This is a genomic window from Stenotrophomonas sp. MYb238 (assembly GCF_009496535.1).
GTDB lineage: Bacteria > Pseudomonadota > Gammaproteobacteria > Xanthomonadales > Xanthomonadaceae > Stenotrophomonas.
In genome coordinates this window covers 70,138-92,464 of the sequence record NZ_WIDL01000010.1, presented here as the reverse complement: position 1 = coordinate 92,464, position 22,327 = coordinate 70,138, and the positions used below count along the sequence as shown (strand labels likewise).

Genomic DNA, 22,327 nt, shown 5'->3' with positions numbered 1-22,327 from the left:
CCGGCGCGGCTCAGGCCCGCGGCCCGGCCTCGTCCGTGGCCACCAGCAGCCATGCGCTGCGGCTGCCCGCCACCAGCAGCGCCAGCGCCGCGCACATCGCCAGCACGAAGGCCTCCGGCACGCGCGACAGCACCAGCAGCGCGCCGGCGGCCAGGAAGAACAGCTGCCCCATGATCGACAGGCCGAAACGCTGCAGCAGCAGCGGCCGCGACCGCAGCTCGCGCCGCAGCGCGCGCATGCCGCGCACGGTGCGGACCGCCAGCACCCCGCCCACGGCGAGCAGCAGCACGCCATGGTTGACCCGCCCCAGCACCGGCACGATCAGCAGCAGCGAGCACACCAGCACGCCGAGGAAATCCAGGTAGACCTGCTGGGCCAGGGCGTGCATCGCGCCGTCCCTGCCCAGTCCGCGGCGGTCGCGGTCGAAGGTCATCGCCACGAACACCAGGCCGAGCAGGCCGCCGCCGATCTGCGCGGTGGCGATGAAGAACGCGCTGCATGCCGCCAGTTGCTGGTCAAAGCCATCCATGTGCGGTGGTCCCTGGGCGTCGGGTCAGGATTTCTTCTGCGGCCGCTTCCAGCCGTCGATGGTCTGCTGGCGGCTGCGCGCCACCGTCAGCCGGTCCGCGGGCGCGTCGCGGGTGACCACCGAACCGGCGGCGATGGTGGCGCCGTCGCCGAGCGTCACCGGCGCCACCAGCGAACTGTTGGAACCGACGAACACGCGGTCGCCGATGGTGGTCTGGAACTTGTTCACGCCGTCGTAGTTGCAGGTGATGGTGCCGGCGCCGATGTTGGTGCCGCTGCCGACCACCGCGTCGCCCAGGTAGGTGAGGTGGTTGGCCTTGCTGCCCTTGCCCAGCGTGACCTTCTTGGTCTCCACGAAGTTGCCCACGTGCACGCCGTCGGCCAGCACCGTGCCCGGGCGCAGCCGCGCGAACGGGCCGATCTGCGCCGCGCCCTCGCTCACCACGCCTTCCAGGTCGCAGTGCGGGCGCACCTCGGTACCGGCGCCGAGGCGGACGTCCTTCAGCCGCACGAAGGCGCCGATGCGCACGCCGTCGCCCAGCTCGACCTGGCCTTCCAGCACCACGTTGGCGTCGATCTGCACGTCGCGGCCGGCCTTTACCGTGCCGCGCTGGTCCAGGCGCGCGGGGTCGAGCAGGCGCACGCCCTGCTCGCAGAGCGCCTTGGCCGCGCGCAGCTGCCAGGCGCGCTCCAGCTGCGCCAGCTGCCAGGGATCGTTGGCGCCTTCGGCTTCCTGCGGATCGGCCACGTGCACCAGCGTGGCCGGCGTGTATTCGGCCGCGGCCGCGGCGAACACGTCGGTCAGGTAGTACTCGCCCTGCGCGTTGGCGTTGGACAGGCCCGACAGCCAGCGCCGCAGCGCGGTGGATTCGGCGGTGATGATCCCGGTGTTCACCGTGCGGATGCGCTTCTGCTCGTCGTCGGCGTCCTTCTGCTCGACGATGGCCGCGACCTTGCCCTCGGCGTCGCGCACGATGCGGCCGTAGCCGGCGGGGTTGTCGAGCTCGGCCACCAGCACCGCCAGCCGCGGCGCGCCGTGCAGCAGCGCGCGCAGGGTGTCGGCGCGCATCAGCGGCACGTCGCCGTACAGCACCAGCACCTGCGCGGTGTCGGGTACGTCCGGCATCGCCTGCAGCACGGCATGGCCGGTGCCCAGCTGCTGCACCTGCTCGGCCCAAGTCAGGTCGTCCTGTCCGGCGAAGGCCGCACGCACCGCTTCGCCGCCGTGGCCGTGCACCACATGGATGCCGCTCGGCTGCAGCTGCCGCGCGGTCTCGATCACGTGCGCCAGCATCGGCCGCCCCGCCACCGGTTGCAGCACCTTGGGCAGGGCCGACTTCATGCGCTTGCCGGCGCCGGCGGCGAGGATGATCACGTGCAGCGGTTGGCTCATCGGAGGCTTCCTGGGATCGATGTCCGGATTCTAAGAACGCGCCCATGAACCGTCGAGCGCGATGCCGCCGCACGCGGTGCGGCGCCCGGTTCGCCGGCGCACCACTGGGGACCGTACCGGCGCAGGAAAGCGCGCTGAAAAGCGGCGCATGCCGCTGCGGACCGCGACGCTGCGCCTGCCCGTCCTTCCCGCCACCACCAAGGAAACCAGCGCGGGGATGGCACGCTGGCATCGCCACCCCTGCGTCGCCCGCACCCGGCATGCGTGGCAATCGGTCGTGACATGCGCCGGCCCGAAATGGGTAGCATGGGCGCCTTTCCCGGTCCGCCCCGTTCCCATGACCCTGTTGCGACAAGGTGGCCGCTATGTCGCCGCCGGCCTGATGCAGCTGCTGCTGGACTGGCTGGTGTTCGTCGCGGCCACCGCCGCCGGCATGCCCACCGTGCCCGGCAACCTGCTCGGCCGCGCCAGCGGCGCGCTGCTGGGCTTCTGGCTCAATGGCCGCTACACCTTCCCGCGCGAGGACGGGCGCCGCCACGGCTGGAAGCACTTCGCGCGCTTCCTCGCCCTGTGGCTGCTGATGACCGCACTCAGCAGCTGGCTGCTGGCCTGGGCCGCGCACGCGCTCGGGCTGCAGATGGCCTGGCTGGCCAAGCCGCTGGTGGAGGGTGGGCTGGCGATGCTGAATTTCTTCCTGCTGCGGCACGTGGTCTACCGCTGAACCTGATCGCGCTGGAGCAGCGGCATGCGGCACCGTTGCCCGCCATCCCGTAGGAGCGGCTTCAGCCGCGAACGGGGATTTCCCGGCCAGGCTCCGGTCGCGGCTGAAGCCGCTCCTACCGGATGGCGGGCGATGGGAGGGTCGGCGCGTGCACCGTGGCGCCGGCTGCCGCAACGAAAAACGCCGGGCGCTGGCCCGGCGTTCTTCGGCGATACCGCGCTCGCGCGCTCAGTGCTTGAGGGTGCGGCGCAGGCGCTCCAGCGCCTGCAGCTGCGCGGTGACCTCGGCCAGGCGCTGCTGCGCTTCGGCCAGCTCCATGGCTTCGCCACGGTTGGCCAGCACGCGCTCGGCTTCTTCCTTGGCCTTGCGCACCGCCGCTTCGTCGATGTCGGTGGCGCGGATGGCGGTGTCGGCCAGCACGGTCACGACCTGCGGCTGCACTTCCAGGATGCCGCCGGAGATGGCGAAATCCAGGTGCTCGCCGGCGGCGGTGGTGACCACGACCTTGCCCGGCTTCAGGCGGGTGATCAGCGGCGCGTGCTTGGGCGCGATGCCCAGCTCGCCCAGCTCACCGGTGGCCACGACCAGGGTCGCTTCGCCGCTGAAGATCTGCTGCTCGGCACTGACGATGTCGCAACGGATGGTGCTCATGGTTTGGTTCTCGAAAGCAGGGAACGGGGAACAGGGAACGGGGAAGGCGGCGGCGCCGCGATGGAGGGTGTCCGGAACAGGGAAACTTCATTCCCTGTTCCCGTCTCCCCGTTCCCGCTCCAGCCTTCCTCAGGCCTTTTCGGCCATCTTCTTGGCCTTCTCGACCGCTTCTTCGATGCCGCCGACCATGTAGAACGCCTGCTCCGGCAGGTGGTCGTACTCGCCGTCGACGATGCCCTTGAAGCCGCGGATGGTTTCCTTCAGCGGCACGTACTTGCCCGGCGAGCCGGTGAACACTTCGGCCACGTGGAACGGCTGGCTGAAGAAGCGCTCGATCTTGCGCGCGCGCGACACGGCCTGCTTGTCTTCCTCGGACAGCTCGTCCATGCCCAGGATGGCGATGATGTCCTTCAGTTCCTTGTACTTCTGCAGGGTCTGCTGGACGCGCTGGGCGGTGTCGTAGTGCTCCGAACCGATGACCTGCGGGTCCATCTGGCGCGAGGTCGAGTCCAGCGGATCGACCGCCGGGTAGATGCCCAGCGAGGCGATCGAGCGCGACAGGGTCACGGTCGAGTCCAGGTGGGCGAAGGTGGTGGCCGGCGACGGGTCGGTCAGGTCGTCCGCGGGCACGTACACGGCCTGGATCGAGGTGATCGAACCGGTCTTGGTCGAGGTGATGCGTTCCTGCAGGACGCCCATTTCCTCGGCCAGGGTCGGCTGGTAGCCCACCGCCGACGGCATGCGGCCCAGCAGCGCCGACACTTCGGTACCGGCCAGGGTGTAGCGGTAGATGTTGTCCACGAACAGCAGCACGTCCTTGCCCTTGCCGTTGGCGTCCTTCTCGTCGCGGAAGTACTCGGCCATGGTCAGGCCGGTCAGCGCGACGCGCAGGCGGTTGCCCGGCGGCTCGTTCATCTGGCCGTAGACCATCGCCACCTTGTCCAGGACGTTGGAGTCCTTCATCTCGTGGTAGAAGTCGTTGCCCTCGCGGGTACGCTCGCCCACGCCGGCGAACACGGATAGGCCGCTGTGCGCCTTGGCGATGTTGTTGATCAGTTCCATCATGTTGACGGTCTTGCCGACGCCGGCGCCGCCGAACAGGCCGACCTTGCCGCCCTTGGCGAACGGGCACATCAGGTCGATGACCTTGATGCCGGTTTCCAGCAGCTCGGTCGAGGAGGACTGGTCTTCGTACGACGGCGCGGCGCGGTGGATTTCCCACGAATCCGAAGCGGCGACCGGGCCGGCCTCGTCGATCGGGCGGCCCAGCACGTCCATGATGCGGCCCAGGGTGCCGGCGCCGACCGGCACCGAGATGGCGCGACCGGTGTTGTTGGCGACCAGGCCACGCTTCAGGCCGTCGGTGGAGCCCAGCGCGATGGCGCGGACGATGCCGTCGCCCAGCTGCTGCTGGACTTCCAGCGTGATGTCGGTGTTCTCGACCTTCAGCGCGTCGTACACCTTCGGCACGTCGCTGCGCGGGAATTCGACGTCGACGACCGCGCCGATGATCTGAACGATCTTGCCCTGACTCATTGCTGCATCCTCTAAATGTGTGCTTTGACTGTGCGCGTCAGACTGCTGCCGCGCCGCCGACGATTTCGGAGATTTCCTGGGTGATCGCTGCCTGGCGGGCCTTGTTGTAGACCAGCTGCAGGGTTCCGATCAGCTTGTTCGCGTTGTCGCTTGCCGCCTTCATCGCCACCATGCGTGCCGCATGCTCGGAAGCAACGTTCTCCAGCACGGCCTGGTAGACCAGCGACTCGATGTAGCGCGTGATCACGTGCTCGAGCACGGTCGCGGCATCAGGTTCGTACAGGTAGTCCCAGTCGTGCGAGGCGACCTGCGTCTCGCTGGCCGGCAACGGCAGCAGCTGGTCGAAGGACGCCTTCTGCGTCATCGTGTTGATGAAGCGGTTGTAGACCAGGTACACGCGGTCGACCTTGCCTTCGGTGAAGGCGTCGAGCATGACCTTGATCACGCCGATCAGCGTTTCCAGCTTCGGCTGGTCGCCGATGTGGGTGACGCTGCCGACCATGTTCACGTTGACGCGGCGGAAGAACACACTGGCCTTCTGGCCGACGGTCACCATGTCGATCTCGGCGCCCTTGTCCTGCCAGCCGCGCATTTCGGCCACGGCCTTGCGGAACAGGTTGTTGTTCAGGCCGCCGGCCAGACCGCGATCGGAGGAGATCACGATGTAGCCCACGCGCTTGACGTTCTCGCGCTCGACCAGGAACGGATGCTGGAAATCGGTGCTGGCCTGGGCCAGGTGGCCGATCACCTGCTTCATCGCCTGCGCGTACGGACGCGAGGTCTTCATCCGATCCTGCGCCTTGCGGATCTTGGAGGCCGAGACCATTTCGAGCGCACGCGTCACCTTGCGGGTGTTCTGCACGCTCTTGATCTTGGTTTTGATTTCGCGTCCGCTTGCCATCTCTTATTCCCGTAGCGCGGGGGCTGTCCCCCGCTTTGTCACAGTGAAGCGGGGCGTGCGCCCCGCTCTACATGCGGCTTACCAGCTGCCGGTGGTCTTGAACTCGGAGATGCCCTTCTTGAAGGCGGCTTCGATCTCGTCGTTCCAGGCGCCGGTGGCGTTGATCTTGGCGGTCAGCTCGCCGGCGGTGTTGGCGAAGTGGGCGTGCAGGCCCTCCTCGAACGCCAGCAGCTTGTTGACCGGCACGTCGTCCAGGTAACCCTCGTTGACGGCGTAGATCGACAGCGCCTGGTCGGCGATGGACATCGGTGCGTACTGCTTCTGCTTCATCAGCTCGGTGACGCGCTGGCCGCGCTCGAGCTGCTTGCGGGTCGCTTCGTCCAGGTCCGAGGCGAACTGCGCGAAGGCAGCCAGCTCGCGGTACTGGGCCAGCGAGATGCGGATGCCGCCGGACAGCTTCTTGATGATCTTGGTCTGGGCCGAACCGCCGACGCGCGACACCGAGATGCCGGCGTTCACGGCCGGGCGGATGCCGGCGTTGAACAGGTCGGTTTCCAGGAAGATCTGGCCGTCGGTGATCGAGATCACGTTGGTCGGCACGAACGCGGACACGTCGCCGGCCTGGGTCTCGATGATCGGCAGCGCGGTCAGCGAACCGGTCTTGCCGGTGACCTTGCCTTCGGTGAACTTCTCGACGTATTCCTCGGACACGCGGGCAGCGCGTTCCAGCAGGCGCGAGTGCAGGTAGAACACGTCGCCCGGGTAGGCTTCGCGGCCCGGCGGGCGCTTGAGCAGCAGCGAGATCTGGCGGTAGGCCACGGCCTGCTTGGACAGGTCGTCGTACACGATCAGGGCGTCTTCGCCGCGATCCATGAAGTACTCGCCCATGGTGCAGCCGGAGTAGGCGCTGATGTACTGCATCGCGGCCGACTCGGAGGCGGTGGCGGCCACGACCACGGTGTGGCCCAGCGCGCCGTTCTCTTCCAGCTTGCGCACGATGTTGGCCACGGTCGAGGCCTTCTGGCCGATCGCGACGTACACGCACTTGATGCCGGTGCCCTTCTGGTTGATCACCGCATCGATGGCCATCGCGGTCTTGCCGGTCTGGCGGTCGCCGATGATCAGCTCGCGCTGGCCGCGGCCGATCGGGATCATCGAGTCGACCGACTTGTAGCCGGTCTGCACCGGCTGGTCGACGGACTTGCGCCAGATCACGCCCGGGGCCACGCGCTCCACCGGCGCGGTCAGCGAGGTGCCCAGCGGGCCCTTGCCGTCGATCGGCTCGCCCAGCGCGTTCACCACGCGGCCGAGCATTTCCGGACCGACCGGCACTTCCAGGATGCGGCCGGTGGTCTTGGCCACGTCGCCTTCGCGCAGGTGCTCGTAGTCGCCCAGCACCACGGCGCCGACCGAGTCGCGCTCCAGGTTCAGCGCCAGCGCGTAGGTGTTGTTCGGCAGTTCGATCATTTCGCCCTGCATCACGTCGGCCAGGCCGTAGATGCGCACGATGCCGTCGGACACCGAGGTCACGGTGCCTTCGTTGCGCGATTCCGCGGACAGGGCGACCTTCTCGATGCGGTTCTTGATCAGTTCGCTGATTTCGGAGGGGTTGAGCGTGGTAGCCATCGTCAAGTCCTAGTGCCGGCGATCAAGCCGGACGATAAGTGAATTCAGTGTGCGAGCGCGGTCTGCAGGCGCGACAGCTTGCCCTTGAGCGAACCATCGATGACCACGTCGCCGGCATCGATCACGGCGCCGCCGATCAGCGAAGCGTCCACCGCGGTCGAGACCTCGACGTCGCGGCCGAAACGCTTGCGCAGCGCGACCTTGATCTTTTCCAGCTCGTCGGCCGACAGATCGGCCGCCGAGGTCACCGTGGCCTTGACCACGTTTTCGGCTTCCGCGCGCAGCTGGTCGAACAGGCCGGCGATCTCCGGCAGCTGCTGCAGGCGGTGCGACTCGGCCAGCAGGGTCAGGAAGCGGCCGTAGGTTTCGCCCGCCGCTTCCGGGGCCAGCAGGGCGACGGCATCGCCGCGGGCCAGCTCCGGATTGGACAGCAGGGCCGACACGCGCGGATCGGCGGCAACGCGGGCGGAGAACGCAAGCGCTTCGGACCACGGCGCGAACTTGCCGTCCTCGCGCGCAATCGCGAACGCGGCGCGGGCGTACGGGCGGGCAAGCGTGAGGGCCTGGCTCATCTATCAGATCTCCGCGGCCAGCTCGTCGAGCAGCGCCTTGTGGGCGTTGGCGTCGATTTCGCGCTTGAGCAGCTTCTCGGCACCGGTCACGGCCAGGGCGGACACCTGCTTGCGCAGGTCTTCGCGGGCGCGGTTGGCGGCAGCGTCGATTTCGGCCTGGGCCAGTTCTTTCTGGCGGTTGGCCTCGGCGATGGCTTCGTTCTTGGCGGCCTCGACGATCTGGTTCGCCCGGGCGTGGGCCTGGTCGATGATCTCGTTGGCCTTGCCGCGGGCTTCCTTCAACGCCTCGTTGACCTTCACTTCCGCCTGGGCCAGATCTTTCTGGCTGCGGTCGGCAGCGGCGAGGCCTTCGGCGATCTTCTGCTGGCGCTCTTCGATGGCCTTCATCAGCGGCGGCCAGATCTTGGTCGCGATGATCCAGATCAGCGCGGCAAAGGCCAGGGCCTGTGCAAAGAGGGTGAGATTGATATTCATGGTTAGCTCGATCGCTGGTGTCGGGGTGGCTGCGCCGCCGCAGGCGGCGCAGCCGGACCTTCATCCGAAGCCGGATGCCGTCAGGCATCCGGCCGTCTCACTTCAGCTGGATCAGCCTGCCAGCTTGGCGGCTTCGGCCAGCAGGGCAGCGGCCAGCGGGTTGGCGAAGGCCAGCAGCAGGCCGACGGCGACCGAGATGATGAACGCGGCGTCGATCAGGCCGGCGGTGATGAACATGCGGACCTGCAGCACCGGGATCAGCTCGGGCTGACGGGCGGCCGATTCCAGGAACTTACCAGCCATGATGGCCAGACCCAGACCGGCGCCCAGCGCGGCCAGGCCGATCATGATGCCGACGGCAAGGGCGGTGGAGCTCTGAACTTGGGCGAGATTGGTCAGGACGGCGAAGTACATGGTTTTCTCCGAGAACTATGGGTAGCTAAGGGTGATGAAACGGATGAAGGTTGGAACTGGATGAAGCTTGCAACTCAGTGGCTGTCTTCCGACAGGCTCAGGTACACGATCGACAGCATCATGAAGATGAAGGCCTGCAGCGGAATCACCAGCAGGTGGAACAGCATCCAGCCCAGGCCGAACACGCCACCGGCAACAGCACCGAACAAGCCGGCGCCGCCCAGCACCCAGATCAGCAGGAAGACGATCTCGCCGCCGAACATGTTGCCGAACAGTCGCATCGCCAGGGAGATCGGCTTGCTCAGCCACTCGACGATGTTGAGGATCAGGTTGAACGGCATCATCCACTTGCCGAACGGGGCGGTCAGGAACTCCTTCACGAAGCCGACCAGGCCCTTGGAACTGAGCGAGAAGAACAGCATCAGGAAGAACACGCTGATCGACATGCCCAGGGTGGCATTGACGTCGGCGGTCGGCACCGGCTTCCAGTAGTGGATGCCAGCCCATTCCAGCGGCTTGGCGATGAAGTCGGCCGGGATCATCTTGACCAGGTTCATCAACAGGATCCAGAAGAAGATGGTGATCGCGATCGGCGTCACCAGCTTGCTCTTGCCGTGGTAGGTGTCCTTGGCCTGGCGGTCGACGAACTCCAGGCAGATCTCCACGAAGGCCTGCCACTTGCCCGGCACGCCGGCGGTCGCCTTGCGGGTGGCCATCCAGAAGGCGAACACCATCAGCAGCCCCAGCAGCACCGCGGTGACGATGGTATCGACGTGGATGGTCCAGAAGCTGCCGCCGTCCCCGACCTTGGCGGTCAGGTTCTGCAGGTGATGCTGGATATAGGTGGTAGGGGTTAGAGCCTCGCCCGCCATGAGTCCGGAACCTTTTATGAATTCGATCAACGCCTGGCCAGAGCCAGAACCTGGAACATCAGCGCCACTGGAATCGCCGCCAGCAGCGCCAAGGGAGGAAGCCGCCACCAGACGAACGCCATTGCCAGCACGGCGACAATCAGCACGATCTTCAGCGCGAACCCCAGGAACATGCGGATCATCGCCGAACCGGCGGCCTGTACGCCGCCGCCGAGCCCCACCCATGCCGCCAGGATCGTTCCCGCCACCACCGCCACGCCGGAAACCAGCGCGCCGAGGGCGTACTTCGGCCCCACCAGCAGGAAGGCCAGAGCCAGGACAACCACCGCGGCCAGCGGGTAGACCGCGGCACGCAGCATCAGCCGCCGACCCGCTTCAACGGAGTTCAGCACGTGGAATGTCCTGCTTCATGGAACAAGGAGATCTGGGCGGCGCCGGGGGCGCCTCGTCGAGCCGCCAAAGTATAGCAGCGGGACATTTTGCGAGACAACCGCCACAAGCCGCCCCCGGCGGATCGCAAGTTGCGGCATTTACTGGATTTTTCAGCCGGGCCGGGGCGCCGGCCGGAAACCGCTCTTTTGCGCCGCAACATGGGGAACTCCGGCGCCGGCGCGCGGTCACAGTTCCACGTCCGCCGCCATTACCTCGTCGATGTGCGCGGCGGGCGCAACGGGCGAGGTGGCCCGCAACCGGGCCACCTCGCCGCACTTTGCACACATTCCCTGCACCTTGCGGTCACGCAGGTGGTACGCCGCCTCGTCCAAGGTAGCCGCTCCGGATCCAACACGCGGAGCAACCCGAACGATGCGATTTTCCCCTCACCTGATGACCTGCGCGTCCTGCGCGCTCGCCTTCTCCCTCCTGCACCCCGCGCCGGCCAGCGCCGCCGACGGCGATCCGCGCTTCACCCTGCGCCTGGGCGCGATGAACATCGATTCGTCCAACACCCTGCGCGGCAACACCAGCGTCGATGGGCGGGACTTCGCGTTCAACCAGGACTTCGATCTTGGCGGCAAGGAGTGGGAGCCGCGCGTGGACGGCCTGTTCCGGCTCAGCGACCGGCAGCGGCTGATATTCGATTACTTCAAGTACGACAAGGACCGCCGCGAGGTGCTCGGCGACAGCGTCAGCTTCGACGGCACCACCGTGCCGGCCGGCAGCTTCGTCAAGGGCGAACTGAAGTACCAGGTCGCCAGCCTCGTCTACGACTACTCGGTGGTCGATGGCGACCGCTTCGACCTGGGCCTGCAGCTGGGCGCCGAGTACGCCAAGGTCAACGCGAACGCCTACGCCGAGCTCGGCGATCTCTACCAGGGCCGTTTCCTCGACGAGAAGACCGACGGCATCGCACCGGTGGTCGGCGCGCGGTTGACCTTCACCCCGTCCGAGCACTGGCTGATCAACCTGCAGGGCCAGTACCTCAATACGCGCTGGGGCAGCTTCGACGACTACAAGGGCGACCTCAGCCGCGCCAATGCCATCGTGCAGTACAACTTCAACCCGAACTTCGGCATCTTCGCCGGCTACGACTGGTTCAAGCTCGACGCCGACAAGAAGGGAAGCGATGGCGTCATCGGCCTGAAGCAGGAGTTCAAAGGACCGCTGGCGGGCGTGAGCCTGTCGTTCTGATCGCCTGCACGGGACGCGGTGCGCGGCGGGCGCGATCCGTGACGCGGATGGCGCCCGGCCTTGGTCGTGCGCGCTTGGGCGCGCCGCCCTGCGCCAGCGCGGCCGGAGATCCGCGCCGGTTCGCGCTTCGGTTCACGCTGCACGGTATCGGCGCGGTCGCCGCGCATGCAGCGCGCGACGCGGCCACGCCGGTCTAGCGGATGTTGCCGTCCGCGTCGGCGGGCGGCGCCGGGAACATGCGCGACGCCACGCAGAGATAGTCGGCCAGCGGCATCTGCCCCACGGCGGCGCGGCGCTGGTCGACCTGCTCCGGCGCCTCCATCGGCCTGGGCTGCCATTTCCCGCCGACCGCCGCCAGCTGGCTGCCGTAACGCTGCGGCTTGCCGGCATTCACCAGCACCCGGTCGGTCAACAGCACGAAATCGTGAGCGGAGACCTCGCCGCTTTCCACCAGCGGCATGATCCCGTCCAGTACCTGACGCTGGAAATCCGCATCGCCGTCGGCATGCTGCACCAGCAACCAGGCCGCCGCCACGCCGTCGGCACCGACCTGCCGCGCGCGCGGCAGCCCGCCATGGTCGGCGACGATGCTCCTGATCTCCGGCAGGTTTGCTGCGTCCACCGCAAGCATCTTCTCGATCATGGGCGGCGACCAGTCGCCGTCGCGCGCCTGCTGGTCGATGCGCTCCATCTCCAGCAGCCGTTCCCGCAGCCGCGGCTCGGTGGGCACGCTGCCGGCCAGGCGTTGCGCCAGCGCCTGCCGGTGCTGCTCGTCCGCCCTGACGAACGCCGCGGCGCCCGGGCACTTCGCCAGCGCCGCGGCCAGCTCCGGATCGTCCTCCCCGGCCCAGGCGTTGCCCACCAGGCCCAGCATCGCGATCAGCGCCATCGCTCGCCGCATTACCGCCCTCCTTCAAACGCCGGAAACGACGACGCCCCGGTGAAGGGGCGTCGCGTGGATCACTTCTTCTTCGGGATGTACAGATCGGTGATGGTGCCGTCGTAGATCTCCGAGGCCATCGCCACCGACTCGCTCAGGGTCGGGTGGGCGTGGATGGTGTGGCCGATGTCCTCGGCCTCGGCGCCCATCTCGATGGCCAGGCCGATCTCCGCCAGCAGTTCGCCGGCATGCACGCCGACGATGGCGCCGCCGATGACGCGGTGGCTTTCCTCGTCGAACACCAGCTTGGTGAAGCCTTCGGTGCGGCCGATGCCGATGGCGCGGCCGCTGGCCGCCCACGGGAACTTGGCCACGCCCACCTTCAGCCCCTTGGCCTTGGCCTCGGTCTCGGTGACGCCGACCCAGGCGATTTCCGGGTTGGTATAGGCCACCGACGGGATCACCCGCGCCACCCATTCCTTCTTCTCGCCGAAGGCCACTTCCGCGGCCAGCTTGCCCTCGTGCGTAGCCTTGTGCGCCAGCATCGGGTTGCCGACGACGTCGCCGATGGCGAAGATGTGCGGCACGTTGGTGCGCATCTGCCGGTCGACCGGAATGAAGCCGCGGTCGGTCACTTCCACGCCGGCCTTGTCGGCGTCGATCTTCTTCCCGTTCGGCGCCCGGCCCACGGCCACCAGCACGCGGTCGAAGGTGGCGCTTTCCAGCGCCGGCTTCTCGCCTTCGGCGGCCGCCTCGAAGGTCACGGTGATGCCCTTCTTGTCGGCGCTGACGCCGGCGGCCTTGGTCTTGATGTGGACTTCGATGCCCTGCTTCTTCAGGCGATCGGCCAGCGGCTTGACCAGGTCCTTGTCGGCGCCGGGCATCAGCTGGTCCATGAACTCGACCACGGTCACCGCCGCGCCCAGCGCGCTGTACACGGTGGCCATTTCCAGGCCGATGATGCCGCCGCCCACGACCAGCAGTGACTTCGGCACTTCGGCCAGTTCCAGCGCGTCGGTGGAGTCCATCACGCGCTTGTCGTCCCACGGGAAGTTCGGCAGCTTCACCGCCTGCGAACCGGCGGCGATGATGCACTGCTCGAAGCGCAGCAGCTGGGTCTTGCCGTCGTCGCCGGCGATCTCCAACTCGTTGGCCGAGACGAACTTCGCCACGCCCTGCACGGTGCGCACCTTGCGCTGCTTGGCCATGCCGGCCAGGCCCTTGGTCAGCTGGCCGACGACCTTTTCCTTGTACTCGCGCAGCTTGTCCAAGGCGATCTTCGGCTTGCCGAAGGCGATGCCCAGTTCGTCGGCATGCGCGGCATGGTCGATGATCTCGGCCGCGTGCAGCAGCGCCTTGGACGGGATGCAGCCGACGTTGAGGCAGACGCCGCCGAGGCTGGCATAGCGCTCGACCAGCACGGTATCCATGCCCAGGTCGGCCGAACGGAACGCGGCGGTGTAGCCGCCCGGGCCGGCGCCCAGCACCACCATGCGGCATTCGATGTCGGCGGTGCGACCGGTGGACGGCAGCGCCTTCGCGGCGACCGCCGGGTCCGGCGCGCGGTGCGAGGGCGTCACCGGCGGTTTGCTGCCCGGCGCCACGTTGCCGGCGGCGGCCGCGGGCGCGGCGCCCTGGGCTTCCAGCACCACCACCACGTCGCCCTCGGACAGCTTGTCGTCGAGCTTGACCTTGATCTCCTTGACCACGCCGGCGGCCGAGGACGGCACTTCCAGCGTCGCCTTGTCCGATTCCAGCGTCACCAGGCCCTGGTCCTTGGCCACCGTGTCGCCCACGGCCACCAGGATCTCGATCACCGGCACGCCGCTGTAGTCGCCGATGTCCGGCACCTTGACCTCGACCGGGCCGGTCGCGGTTGGGGCCGGGGCCGGGGCCGCCAGCGCGCTCGTCGCCGCCGGAGCGGCCGCAGCGGCTGGTTGCGCGGCCGGAGCCGGAGCGGCGGCGGCAGCAGCCGGCGCAGGCGCGGCTGCCGCACCTTCGGCTTCCAGCACCACCACCACGTCGCCCTCGGACAGCTTGTCGTCGAGCTTGACCTTGATCTCCTTGACCACGCCGGCGGCCGAGGACGGCACCTCCAGCGTCGCCTTGTCCGACTCCAGCGTGACCAGGCCCTGGTCCTTGGCCACCGTGTCGCCCACGGCCACCAGGATCTCGATCACCGGCACCGCGCTGTAATCGCCGATATCGGGGACTTTGACTTCAATCGTGTTCGCCATCTTTCAAGTCCTCGGGTCAGAGCAGCACGCGGCGCATGTCGGCCAGCACCTGCGACAGGTACGTGGTGAAGCGCGCGGCCAGCGCACCGTCGATGACGCGGTGGTCGTAGCTCAGCGACAGCGGCAGCAGCAGCTTCGGCGCGAACTCCTTGCCGTTCCAGACCGGCTGGATCGACGACTTGGACACGCCCAGGATCGCCACTTCCGGGGCATTGACGATCGGCGTGAACGCGGTGCCGCCGATACCGCCCAGCGAGCTGATCGAGAAACAGCCGCCGCTCATGTCGGCCGGGCCGAGCTTGCCGTCGCGCGCCTTCTTGGCCAGTTCGCCGGTTTCCTGCGCGATCTGCACCACGCCCTTCTTGTCCACGTCGCGGATCACCGGCACGACCAGGCCATTCGGCGTGTCGGCGGCGAAGCCGATGTGGAAGTACTTCTTCAGGGTCAGGTTCTCGCCGCTGGCATCGAGCGAGGCGTTGAACTCGGGGAACTTCTTCAGCGCCGCGGCGCTGGCCTTGATCAGGAAGGCGAGCATGGTCAGCTTGATGCCGGCCTTCTCGTTCTCCTTGTTCAGCGCCACGCGCAGGGCTTCCAGGTCGGTGATGTCGGCCTGGTCGAACTGGGTGACGTGCGGGATCATCGCCCAGTTGCGCGCCAGATTGGCACCGGAAATCTTCTTGATGCGCGACAGCGGCTGCACTTCGGTCTCGCCGAACTTGCTGAAGTCCACCTTCGGCCACGGCAGCAGGTTCAGGCCACCGGCGGCGACCGGGGCGCCGGCCACGGCGGCAGCGCCGCCGCTCAGCGCGCCCTTGACGAACTTCTGCACGTCGGCCTTGGTGATGCGGCCGCCCCTCTCGGTGCCGGCCACCTGGGCCAGGTCCACGCCCAGTTCGCGGGCGAACACGCGCACCGCCGGGCTGGCGTAGGGCACGTTGGACGGCAGCACGCCCTCGGCGTTGAACTGCACCGGCGGGCTGGCCGGCTTGCCGGGGGCCAGCACGGCTTCCTGCACGATCTCGCGCTGGGCCAGCTTGTCCGGCACCGGGGCCACGGCCACCGGCTCGACCTTGGCGCCGGTCTCGGCGGTCGGCTCGACCTTGGCCGGAGCGGCCGGCGCGGCAGCGGAGGCGGGCTTGGCGCCCTCGGCGGCCACTTCGATCAGCGCCACCACCTTGCCCTCGGACAGGGTGTCGCCGACCTTGACCTTGATCTCCTTGACCACGCCGGCGAAGGCCGACGGCACTTCCATCGTCGCCTTGTCCGATTCCAGCGTGACCAGGCCCTGGTCCTTGGCCACCGTGTCGCCCACGGCGACCAGCACCTCGATCACCGGGATGTCGCTGTAGTCACCGATATCGGGGACAACTGCTTCCTTGATTTCGGCCATGAAACAACTCCAGCAACAGTGAGGGAAACCGCTATTGTGGCGCCAGCGCGCCGCAGCGCCAACCGCCGCCGCTGGATTCGCCTACGTATGTCCGTGGACAAGGCACGTCATGCCCCGCCGTCCATGGGCGCGCGCGCCCTGCCCCGCGCCCCGCTGGCTTGCCGCCTGTCCCGGCCTGTCCGGTACGGTCAGTCGCTCAGGAGACGGAGTGTTCCGCCGCCGGCAACCACGGCGACAGCCGCGCCCACTCGCCGAGCAGCCGCTCGAACGACCAGGCGGCGTTGGCCGGGCTGGTCGACGGCAGCGCCAGCAGCGTCAACCCATGCCCGGCCGGCAGCGCAGGATGCAGGTGGCGCGCGAACGCCTGCGCCGCCGCGGCGCCGTTGCAGGCGATGGCGCGCAGATGCGACAGGTCCGCAACCAGCGCCGGCAGCGGATTGGCGGTCTCGCTGCCGCGCACGATGGCCGCATCCAGGCTGCCGCGCCGCCGGCAACGGCCGATCACGTCCCACAGCCCGATGCCGGCCGCCTGCAGGCGGGCCATGCGCTGCGCGTAGTCCAGCTGCGGATCGAAGCCGCACAACGCGCCCATCAGCGGCCAGAAACGATTGCGCGGATGCGCGTAGTAACGCGCCGCCTGCAGCGAGGCCATGCCCGGCATCGAGCCGAGCACGAGCACGCGGCATTGCCCATTCACCTGCGCAGGCAGGCCCTGCAGCACCGTTTCGTTCGTCACGCGCGACACAACTCCATGAATGTCCTTTCCCCGGCGTTTGCAGGTTCTACAGGGCGCGCGGCCATTTTCCCTGAACGCGTGCGCCTGCGGCGCGCCGTGCGTGCGGATCGATTCATCCTGCCGCGGCGAGGATGTGGCCGCCCCGACCGAGGGCCTCGATAACAACGCAATCCCGAGAGCACTACGAGGAGTCACCCAATGCGTACCACCAAGATCATGAGCCTTGCCGTCCTTGGCGCCCTGGCGCTTTCGCCTGCCGCATTCGCGCAGGACGCCGACACCGCGTCCACCGATACCGCGTCGGGCAAGCACTTCGCCGTCGTCGGCGGCGTGACCCTGCTGCAGCCCAAGAGCGGCCCGGCCAACGGCATCGACAAGTTCGATGGCGGCCCGGCGCCGACCGTGAGCGCCAGCTACTACTTCAACGACAACGTCGCCGTCGAGCTGTGGGGCGCCGCGGACAAGTTCAACCATCGCGTGCGCGCCAATGGCGGCAAGGTCGGCACCGTCGAGCAGCAGCCGCTGGCGCTGAGCGCGCAGTACCACTTCGGCGCCGCCGACAACGTGTTCCGTCCGTTCGTGGGCGCCGGCTACTACGAGTCCAACTTCAGCAACGAGAAGATCGACGGCCTGGACGCCAGCGGCGACCACGTCGGCCTGCGTACCGCCAAGGGCGCGATCGGCACCGTCGGCGTGGACATGAACATCAACTCCACCTGGTTCGCCCGCGCCGACGCGCGCTACATGCATGCGCGTCCGGAGCTGAGCGTGGCCGGCTCCAACACCGGCGAGAAGCTGAAGCTGGATCCGTGGACCGTGGGCTTCGGCATCGGCGCCCGCTTCTGATCCAGGGCTCCGCCTGACAAAGCCCCTCTCCCTCCGGGAGAGGGGTTTGGGCGAGGTTCGGGGCACAGCCATGCGCCTATCAACGGCTCAGCCTGGTTTTCGCCCTGCTTTTCATCCACTTCGCGCCATCTCTTTCATGCCGCTTGGTCGAGCGGCTTGGCCCTGATGCCGGGCGACCCCGCCGGCAACAGAGAAATCACGCCATCACGGATCGCCGTCCTCGCTCCACTGCAGCGCGCGGTAATCGAAGCCCAGCTGCAGGCGCGGCTTGACGATCTCGAAGAACGGCGACACGTCGAAATCGCGCGGCGTGTACAGGCTGTAGTTGCGGATATGCAGGATCTCGCGCTGCTGCTCGCGGCCGCCGGCATGGCCGAGCACGGTCTCGATCTCGGGCAGGATCGGATAGCGGACCGACTCGAACGCCTGCGCCAGCAACGTCGAGCAGATCGCCTTGGTCGGCTCGCCGCTGCCCAGCGCGATCAGCCGCCGACGCATGTGCCCGGGCACCGGCGGTTGCCTGATCAGATAACGCGCCAGGTCGAACACGTTCTTCAGGTCGTAGCTGTAGCCGATGCGGGCGCGCATGAAACCGACCAGCTGGTCGATGGCCGTCGGCGGCAGGCCGTGCGGCCGGCAGATGCGGGTGTGTTCTTCGGCGAAGGCGTCCAGTGGCACGCGCCGCACGCCGGCTTCCACGTCCACGTCGATCAGCATCGGCCGGCGCGGCCCACCCGGCTCCCACGCCTCCTCCCCGATGTAGAGCGCAGCATGCGACCAGGTGGACTGGGTGAGGTATTTGATCGCGGTGGAGAAGCGGCTGTTGCCCTCCACCAGCAGCACGTCGCCGCGCCTCAGGGTGCGCGCCAGCAGGTGCGGATCGCTGGTCGGCGGGCGTGCCTGCCGCCGCCGCGGCTGGGCCAGGAAATGCGCCATGCGGCGCCCGGCGAAACGCAGCAACCCCATCCATGCCCCTCCACGTAAGCGTGTGAGGAAGCCTAGCCCCCGCCGATGCGGGTGCACAACCGCCCGCCATGCAGCGCCGGCATGGCCCGGCGCCGATCTGTCCGGCGATGCCGCAGCGGCGCGTCGCCCCGCTCCATACCTGCAGGAGCTGATCCCTGTGATCCCGGGCCGTCACCGACAATGCTCCTGCAGCGCCGGACCGGAGGGCAACCGCGGGCGCGGGTTGCCCCGTTCGTGCGAAGGCCGCCTCAGAACGCCGGCAGCACCGCGCCCTTGTACTTCTGTTCGATGAAGGCCTTCACTTCCGGGCCGGTCAGCGCCCTGGCCAGCTTCTGCACGCGGGCGTCGTCGCGGTTGTCCGGACGCGCGACCAGGAAGTTCACGTACGGCGAATCCTTGCTCTCGATCGCCAGCGCATCGCGGGTCGGGTCGAGGCCGGCGTCCAGCGCGTAGTTGGTGTTGATCAGCGCTAGGTCGACCTGGTCGAGCACGCGCGGCAGCATCGCCGAGTCCAGCTCGCGGAACTTGAGCTGCTTCGGGTTGTCGACGATGTCGCGCTGGGTGGACAGCGCGTTGGTCGGGTCCTTCAGCTTGATGACGCCGGCCTTGTCCAGCAGGATCAGCGCGCGGCTGTTGTTGCTCGGGTCGTTGGGAATGACCACGTCGGCGCCGTCGGGCAGCTCGGCCAGCGACTTGACGCGGCGCGAGTAGGCGCCGAACGGTTCGATGTGCACGCCGACCACGGTCACCAGGCCGGTCTTGCGGTCGCGGTTGTAGGCATCCAGGTACGGCTCGGTCTGGAAGTAGTTGGCGTCGACCTGCTTCTGCACCAGCTGGTCGTTGGGCTGCACGTAGTCGTTGAACACGCGCACGTCCAGCTTGACGCCTTCCTTCTCCAGGATCGGCTTGACCACCTCGAGGATCTCGGCGTGCGGCACGGCGGTGGCGGCGACCACCAGCCTGGACGCGTCGGCGGCGGGCTTGCCGCAGGCCGACAGCGCCAGCGCGGCGGCGGCAACGAGCAGCGGACGGAACAGGGAAGTCTTCATCGGGGATTCCAGTACGTGAGGTAGTACTTGTAGGAGCGGCTTCAGCCGCGAAGGCTTTCATGCGAAAGCCCCTCGCGGCTGAAGCCGCTCCTACGGCGAGCGCGGGCTCAACGGCGAGTGTAGTGGCGCACCAGCCGGTCGCCCAGCATCTGCAGCAGCTGCACCAGGACCAGCAGCAGCACCACGGTGACCAGGGCCACGTCAGTGTGCGAGCGCTGGTAGCCGTCGCGGAAGGCCAGGTCGCCGAGGCCGCCGGAGCCGATCGCGCCGCCCATGGCGGTGAAGCCGATCAGGGCGATGGTGGTGACCGTGGCGCCGGCGATCAGGCCGGGCCGCGCCTCGGGCAGCAGCACCTTGAACACCAGCTGCGCGGTGGTGGCGCCCATCGCCTGGCTGGCTTCGATCACGCCGCGGTCCACCTCGCGCAGCGCGGTCTCGACCAGGCGCGCGTAGAACGGCGCCGCGCCGACCACCAGCGGCAGGATCGCGCCGCGCACGCCCAGCGAGGTGCCCATCATCGCCAGCGTCACCGGGATCAGCACGATCATCAGGATGATGAAGGGCACCGAGCGCAGCACGTTCACCAGCAACGCGGTCACGCCGTACAGCAGCGGGCGGCGGCGCAGCTGCGGTGAGCCGGTCAGGAACAGCAGCACGCCCAGCGGAAGACCAATCGCCATGGTCAGCGGCAGCGAGCCGGCCAGCATCAGCAGGGTGTCGACGGTGGCCTGGCCGATATCGGCCCACTTGCCGGCATCCAGATGGCGGAAGAAACCGCCGGCGGTCGCGACGATCATCGGCGCAGTTCCTCCACGTGCACGCCGGCGTCGACGAAGCCGGCCTGGGCGGCGTTCTGGTCGCCGCCCACCAGGGCCACGGTCAGCTGTCCGTAGGGCGTGTCCTTGATCCGGTCGATGCGTCCGGACAGGATGTTGTAGTCCACCCCGGTCTGCCGCGCGATGCGGCCCAGCAGCGGTTCGTAGGTGCCCTCGCCGAGGAAGGTCAGGCGCACGATGCGCCCGCCCACGGCGGCGAAGTCGCGGTACAGCTCGCCCTCGTCCACGTGCTCGGATTCGGATACGAAGCGGCGCGTGGTCGGGTGCCGCGGATGCAGGAACACCTCGCTCACCGGCCCGCTCTCGACCAGGCGGCCGGCATCGAGCACCGCCACGCGGTCGCAGACGCGGCGGATCACGTCCATCTCGTGGGTGATCAGCACGATGGTCAGGCCCAGTTCGCGGTTGATCCTGGACAGCAGCGCCAGCACCGAGGCGGTGGTCTGCGGATCGAGCGCGCTGGTGGCCTCGTCGCACAGCAGGATCTTCGGCTCGGTGGCCAGCGCGCGGGCGATGCCCACGCGCTGCTTCTGCCCGCCGGACAGCTGCGCCGGGTACTTGGCCGCATGCGCTTCAAGGCCGACGGTGCGCAGCAGCTCGGCCACGCGCGCGTCGATCTTCGCCTTCGGCGTGCCGGCAAGCTCCAGCGGGAAGGCGACGTTGCCGGCCACGGTACGCGCCGACAGCAGGTTGAAGTGCTGGAAGATCATGCCGATGCGCCGGCGCAGCGCGCGCAGGCCCTCGGCGTCGAGTGCGGTGGCGTCCTGGCCGTCGATCAGCACGCGGCCGCCGCTGGGTGCCTCCAACCGGTTGATCAGGCGGATCAGGGTCGACTTGCCGGCGCCGGAATGGCCGATGATGCCGAACACCTCGCCGGCGCCGATGGTCAGGTCGAGCGGATGCAGCGCGGTGATCGCGCGGCCTTCCACGGCATAGGATTTGTACAGGTTCTGGAACTCGATCACGGCCAGGGCGCGGGTGGACGGACGACGGGGGCGGCAAGCCTAGCAGCGCCGCGGCCGCGGCGCCCGCACGGGCCGGGGGAATCTTATTCCTTTTGGTTCTATGGAGCCGGTGGACCGCTCAGGGGTGGTCCACCTGCCCGGCCCGCCGCGCGTGCTGGACGCGCTCGCGGTGCAGCAGGTACAGGCCGCTGGCGACGATGATCGCCGCGCCGATCCAGGTCATGCGGTCCGGCAGCACGCCCCACAGCAGTAGGTCCCAGCCGATCACCCAGACCAGGCCGGTGTATTCCAGCGGCGCGATCATCGACGCCTGCCCCAGCTGGAAGGCGCGGGTCAGCGCGATCTGCCCCAGCGCGCCGGCCAGACCCATGCCGGCGATCAGCCCGGCGTGCTTCCATTGCAGCGGCTGCCACTGCGGCCAGGCCAGCAGCCCGGCGCCGACCGCCATGATCAGCAGGAACCACACCACCATGGACTGCGGCGTATCGGTGCGGGTCAACAGGCTCACCGTCACCGCGGCGATGGCATAGGCAGTGGCCGCCAGCAGCACCATCAGCCCCGGCAGCGAGAGGAAGCCGTCCACGCCCGGGCGCAGCACCACCAGCACGCCAACCAGGCCGATGGCGATGGCGACCCAGCGCCGCGGCCCGATCCGTTCGCCCAGCAGCGGCACCGACAGCGCCGCCACCAGCAGCGGCGCGACGAAGTAGATCGAATAGGCGGTGGACAGCGGCAGGCTGCGCAGCGCGTAGACGAAGCAGCCGATCATCGCCATGCCCAGCGCGCCGCGCAGCAGGTGCAGGCCCCAGCGCACCGGCACCAGCGAGCGCGGCCCGGCGGTGGCCAGCACCCACACCAGCACGAACGGCAGCGAGGCGGCGCCGCGCAGCATGGTCACCTGCAGGGTCGGGTAGCTGGCCGCCAGCAGCTTCATGCCGGCGTCCATCAGCGAGAAGAAGGCGACGGCGGACAGCATCCACGCCACGGCGGCGGCGGGAGAGCGCGGAACGGGCGAGGGGGAAGCGGACATGGCCCGATTATCGCAGGCCGTGCCGGCGCCCGCCGCGCTGCCGCTATGCTCGTCCCACCTTCCGCCGGAGCCGGA

23 protein-coding genes are annotated in these 22,327 nt (G+C 68.4%); 3 read left to right on the top strand and 20 right to left on the bottom strand.

The annotated features are described in order from the left end of the window. Nucleotides 1-10: 10 nt before the first annotated feature. A complete protein-coding gene (locus CQ393_RS08815) occupies nt 11-529 on the bottom strand; it encodes a hypothetical protein (RefSeq protein WP_153191183.1) in 519 nt (172 codons plus the stop codon). 24 nt (nt 530-553) lie between these two features. Continuing rightward, on the bottom strand, nt 554-1,921 hold the full coding sequence (gene glmU / locus CQ393_RS08810; RefSeq protein ID WP_153191182.1) for a bifunctional UDP-N-acetylglucosamine diphosphorylase/glucosamine-1-phosphate N-acetyltransferase GlmU: 1,368 nt from the start codon (nt 1,919-1,921) through the stop codon (nt 554-556). Nucleotides 1,922-2,258: 337 nt separating this feature from the next. Here glmU and CQ393_RS08805 point away from each other — a divergent pair, with 337 nt between their 5' ends. Then, a complete protein-coding gene (locus tag CQ393_RS08805) occupies nt 2,259-2,642 on the top strand; it encodes a GtrA family protein (protein ID WP_153191181.1) in 384 nt (127 codons plus the stop codon). Between the two features lie 228 nt (nt 2,643-2,870). Here CQ393_RS08805 and CQ393_RS08800 read toward each other — a convergent pair whose 3' ends face one another. The 9 genes from CQ393_RS08800 to CQ393_RS08760 form a co-directional block, all read right to left on the bottom strand. Next, on the bottom strand, nt 2,871-3,293 hold the full coding sequence (locus CQ393_RS08800) for a F0F1 ATP synthase subunit epsilon (protein WP_132865768.1): 423 nt from the start codon (nt 3,291-3,293) through the stop codon (nt 2,871-2,873). A 129-nt stretch (nt 3,294-3,422) separates the two neighbouring features. After that, entirely contained in the window at nt 3,423-4,829 is a 1,407-nt protein-coding gene (atpD, locus tag CQ393_RS08795; protein WP_153191180.1) for a F0F1 ATP synthase subunit beta, read from the bottom strand. Between the two features lie 37 nt (nt 4,830-4,866). Further along, nucleotides 4,867-5,730, bottom strand: coding sequence for a F0F1 ATP synthase subunit gamma (atpG, locus tag CQ393_RS08790; protein ID WP_055770518.1), 864 nt, complete (start codon nt 5,728-5,730; stop codon nt 4,867-4,869). Between the two features lie 78 nt (nt 5,731-5,808). After that, entirely contained in the window at nt 5,809-7,356 is a 1,548-nt protein-coding gene (gene atpA, locus CQ393_RS08785; RefSeq protein ID WP_153191179.1) for a F0F1 ATP synthase subunit alpha, read from the bottom strand. A gap of 44 nt (nt 7,357-7,400) precedes the next feature. Next, complete coding sequence (locus tag CQ393_RS08780) at nt 7,401-7,928, bottom strand: F0F1 ATP synthase subunit delta (protein ID WP_153191178.1); 528 nt, start codon at nt 7,926-7,928, stop codon at nt 7,401-7,403. Between the two features lie 3 nt (nt 7,929-7,931). After that, complete coding sequence (locus CQ393_RS08775) at nt 7,932-8,402, bottom strand: F0F1 ATP synthase subunit B (RefSeq protein ID WP_153191177.1); 471 nt, start codon at nt 8,400-8,402, stop codon at nt 7,932-7,934. Between the two features lie 111 nt (nt 8,403-8,513). Further along, nucleotides 8,514-8,816 carry a F0F1 ATP synthase subunit C gene (gene atpE, locus CQ393_RS08770; RefSeq protein ID WP_054661978.1) on the bottom strand — a complete coding sequence of 101 codons (303 nt, stop codon included), beginning with the start codon at nt 8,814-8,816 and terminating at the stop codon, nt 8,514-8,516. Nucleotides 8,817-8,890: 74 nt separating this feature from the next. Then, nucleotides 8,891-9,688 (bottom strand): F0F1 ATP synthase subunit A, encoded by a 798-nt coding sequence (atpB, locus tag CQ393_RS08765; RefSeq protein WP_153191176.1) that lies wholly within the window; start codon nt 9,686-9,688, stop codon nt 8,891-8,893. 26 nt (nt 9,689-9,714) lie between these two features. Then, entirely contained in the window at nt 9,715-10,080 is a 366-nt protein-coding gene (locus CQ393_RS08760) for a hypothetical protein (protein WP_343199901.1), read from the bottom strand. A gap of 433 nt (nt 10,081-10,513) precedes the next feature. Between CQ393_RS08760 and CQ393_RS08755 the strand changes: the two genes are divergently transcribed. Next, the gene (locus CQ393_RS08755) at nt 10,514-11,317 is read left to right on the top strand and encodes a hypothetical protein (RefSeq protein ID WP_194269627.1); all 804 of its coding nucleotides are present in this window, start codon (nt 10,514-10,516) and stop codon (nt 11,315-11,317) included. 193 nt (nt 11,318-11,510) lie between these two features. On the opposite strand, the gene CQ393_RS08750 is transcribed toward CQ393_RS08755, so the two are convergent. From CQ393_RS08750 to CQ393_RS08735, 4 genes are all read right to left on the bottom strand, one after another. Then, the gene (locus CQ393_RS08750) at nt 11,511-12,218 is read right to left on the bottom strand and encodes a DUF6624 domain-containing protein (protein ID WP_153191174.1); all 708 of its coding nucleotides are present in this window, start codon (nt 12,216-12,218) and stop codon (nt 11,511-11,513) included. Nucleotides 12,219-12,277: 59 nt separating this feature from the next. Then, nucleotides 12,278-14,434, bottom strand: a complete 2,157-nt coding sequence (gene lpdA, locus CQ393_RS08745; RefSeq protein ID WP_153191173.1) for a dihydrolipoyl dehydrogenase — start codon at nt 14,432-14,434, stop codon at nt 12,278-12,280. 16 nt (nt 14,435-14,450) lie between these two features. Further along, nucleotides 14,451-15,824: a dihydrolipoyllysine-residue acetyltransferase gene (locus CQ393_RS08740; RefSeq protein ID WP_153191172.1), complete on the bottom strand. Its 1,374-nt coding sequence runs from the start codon at nt 15,822-15,824 to the stop codon at nt 14,451-14,453. 196 nt (nt 15,825-16,020) lie between these two features. Further along, complete coding sequence (locus CQ393_RS08735; protein WP_343199900.1) at nt 16,021-16,560, bottom strand: DNA-deoxyinosine glycosylase; 540 nt, start codon at nt 16,558-16,560, stop codon at nt 16,021-16,023. Nucleotides 16,561-16,758: 198 nt separating this feature from the next. Between CQ393_RS08735 and CQ393_RS08730 the strand changes: the two genes are divergently transcribed. Next, on the top strand, nt 16,759-17,406 hold the full coding sequence (locus CQ393_RS08730; protein WP_153191171.1) for an OmpW family outer membrane protein: 648 nt from the start codon (nt 16,759-16,761) through the stop codon (nt 17,404-17,406). A 204-nt stretch (nt 17,407-17,610) separates the two neighbouring features. Here CQ393_RS08730 and CQ393_RS08725 read toward each other — a convergent pair whose 3' ends face one another. From CQ393_RS08725 to CQ393_RS08705, 5 genes are all read right to left on the bottom strand, one after another. After that, on the bottom strand, nt 17,611-18,372 hold the full coding sequence (locus tag CQ393_RS08725; protein ID WP_153191170.1) for a YiiX/YebB-like N1pC/P60 family cysteine hydrolase: 762 nt from the start codon (nt 18,370-18,372) through the stop codon (nt 17,611-17,613). Between the two features lie 248 nt (nt 18,373-18,620). Further along, nucleotides 18,621-19,421 (bottom strand): MetQ/NlpA family ABC transporter substrate-binding protein, encoded by an 801-nt coding sequence (locus CQ393_RS08720; RefSeq protein WP_153191169.1) that lies wholly within the window; start codon nt 19,419-19,421, stop codon nt 18,621-18,623. A 107-nt stretch (nt 19,422-19,528) separates the two neighbouring features. After that, entirely contained in the window at nt 19,529-20,218 is a 690-nt protein-coding gene (locus tag CQ393_RS08715) for a methionine ABC transporter permease (protein WP_153191168.1), read from the bottom strand. Further along, nucleotides 20,215-21,222 carry a methionine ABC transporter ATP-binding protein gene (locus CQ393_RS08710; RefSeq protein ID WP_343199899.1) on the bottom strand — a complete coding sequence of 336 codons (1,008 nt, stop codon included), beginning with the start codon at nt 21,220-21,222 and terminating at the stop codon, nt 20,215-20,217. Before CQ393_RS08710 ends, CQ393_RS08715 begins: the two co-directional genes overlap by 4 nt. A 118-nt stretch (nt 21,223-21,340) precedes the next feature. Then, nucleotides 21,341-22,252 carry a DMT family transporter gene (locus tag CQ393_RS08705; RefSeq protein WP_153191166.1) on the bottom strand — a complete coding sequence of 304 codons (912 nt, stop codon included), beginning with the start codon at nt 22,250-22,252 and terminating at the stop codon, nt 21,341-21,343. Between the last annotated feature and the right edge of the window lie 75 nt (nt 22,253-22,327).

Excerpts from the sequence above, each read along its gene's own strand:
- CQ393_RS08780 (WP_153191178.1), bottom strand. The coding sequence starts at position 7,928 with ATGAGCCAGGCCCTCACGCTTGCCCGCCCGTACGCCCGCGCCGCGTTC.
- CQ393_RS08755 (WP_194269627.1), top strand. The coding sequence starts at position 10,514 with ATGACCTGCGCGTCCTGCGCGCTCGCCTTCTCCCTCCTGCACCCCGCG.
- CQ393_RS08740 (WP_153191172.1), bottom strand. The coding sequence starts at position 15,824 with ATGGCCGAAATCAAGGAAGCAGTTGTCCCCGATATCGGTGACTACAGC.
- atpB (WP_153191176.1), bottom strand. The coding sequence starts at position 9,688 with ATGGCGGGCGAGGCTCTAACCCCTACCACCTATATCCAGCATCACCTG.
- CQ393_RS08750 (WP_153191174.1), bottom strand. The coding sequence starts at position 12,218 with ATGCGGCGAGCGATGGCGCTGATCGCGATGCTGGGCCTGGTGGGCAAC.
- CQ393_RS08730 (WP_153191171.1), top strand. The coding sequence starts at position 16,759 with ATGCGTACCACCAAGATCATGAGCCTTGCCGTCCTTGGCGCCCTGGCG.
- CQ393_RS08775 (WP_153191177.1), bottom strand. The coding sequence starts at position 8,402 with ATGAATATCAATCTCACCCTCTTTGCACAGGCCCTGGCCTTTGCCGCG.
- CQ393_RS08715 (WP_153191168.1), bottom strand. The coding sequence starts at position 20,218 with ATGATCGTCGCGACCGCCGGCGGTTTCTTCCGCCATCTGGATGCCGGC.
- atpG (WP_055770518.1), bottom strand. The coding sequence starts at position 5,730 with ATGGCAAGCGGACGCGAAATCAAAACCAAGATCAAGAGCGTGCAGAAC.
- CQ393_RS08705 (WP_153191166.1), bottom strand. The coding sequence starts at position 22,252 with ATGTCCGCTTCCCCCTCGCCCGTTCCGCGCTCTCCCGCCGCCGCCGTG.
- lpdA (WP_153191173.1), bottom strand. The coding sequence starts at position 14,434 with ATGGCGAACACGATTGAAGTCAAAGTCCCCGATATCGGCGATTACAGC.
- CQ393_RS08725 (WP_153191170.1), bottom strand. The coding sequence starts at position 18,372 with ATGGGGTTGCTGCGTTTCGCCGGGCGCCGCATGGCGCATTTCCTGGCC.
- atpA (WP_153191179.1), bottom strand. The coding sequence starts at position 7,356 with ATGGCTACCACGCTCAACCCCTCCGAAATCAGCGAACTGATCAAGAAC.
- CQ393_RS08720 (WP_153191169.1), bottom strand. The coding sequence starts at position 19,421 with ATGAAGACTTCCCTGTTCCGTCCGCTGCTCGTTGCCGCCGCCGCGCTG.
- CQ393_RS08805 (WP_153191181.1), top strand. The coding sequence starts at position 2,259 with ATGACCCTGTTGCGACAAGGTGGCCGCTATGTCGCCGCCGGCCTGATG.
- glmU (WP_153191182.1), bottom strand. The coding sequence starts at position 1,921 with ATGAGCCAACCGCTGCACGTGATCATCCTCGCCGCCGGCGCCGGCAAG.
- CQ393_RS08815 (WP_153191183.1), bottom strand. The coding sequence starts at position 529 with ATGGATGGCTTTGACCAGCAACTGGCGGCATGCAGCGCGTTCTTCATC.
- atpD (WP_153191180.1), bottom strand. The coding sequence starts at position 4,829 with ATGAGTCAGGGCAAGATCGTTCAGATCATCGGCGCGGTCGTCGACGTC.
- atpE (WP_054661978.1), bottom strand. The coding sequence starts at position 8,816 with ATGTACTTCGCCGTCCTGACCAATCTCGCCCAAGTTCAGAGCTCCACC.
- CQ393_RS08800 (WP_132865768.1), bottom strand. The coding sequence starts at position 3,293 with ATGAGCACCATCCGTTGCGACATCGTCAGTGCCGAGCAGCAGATCTTC.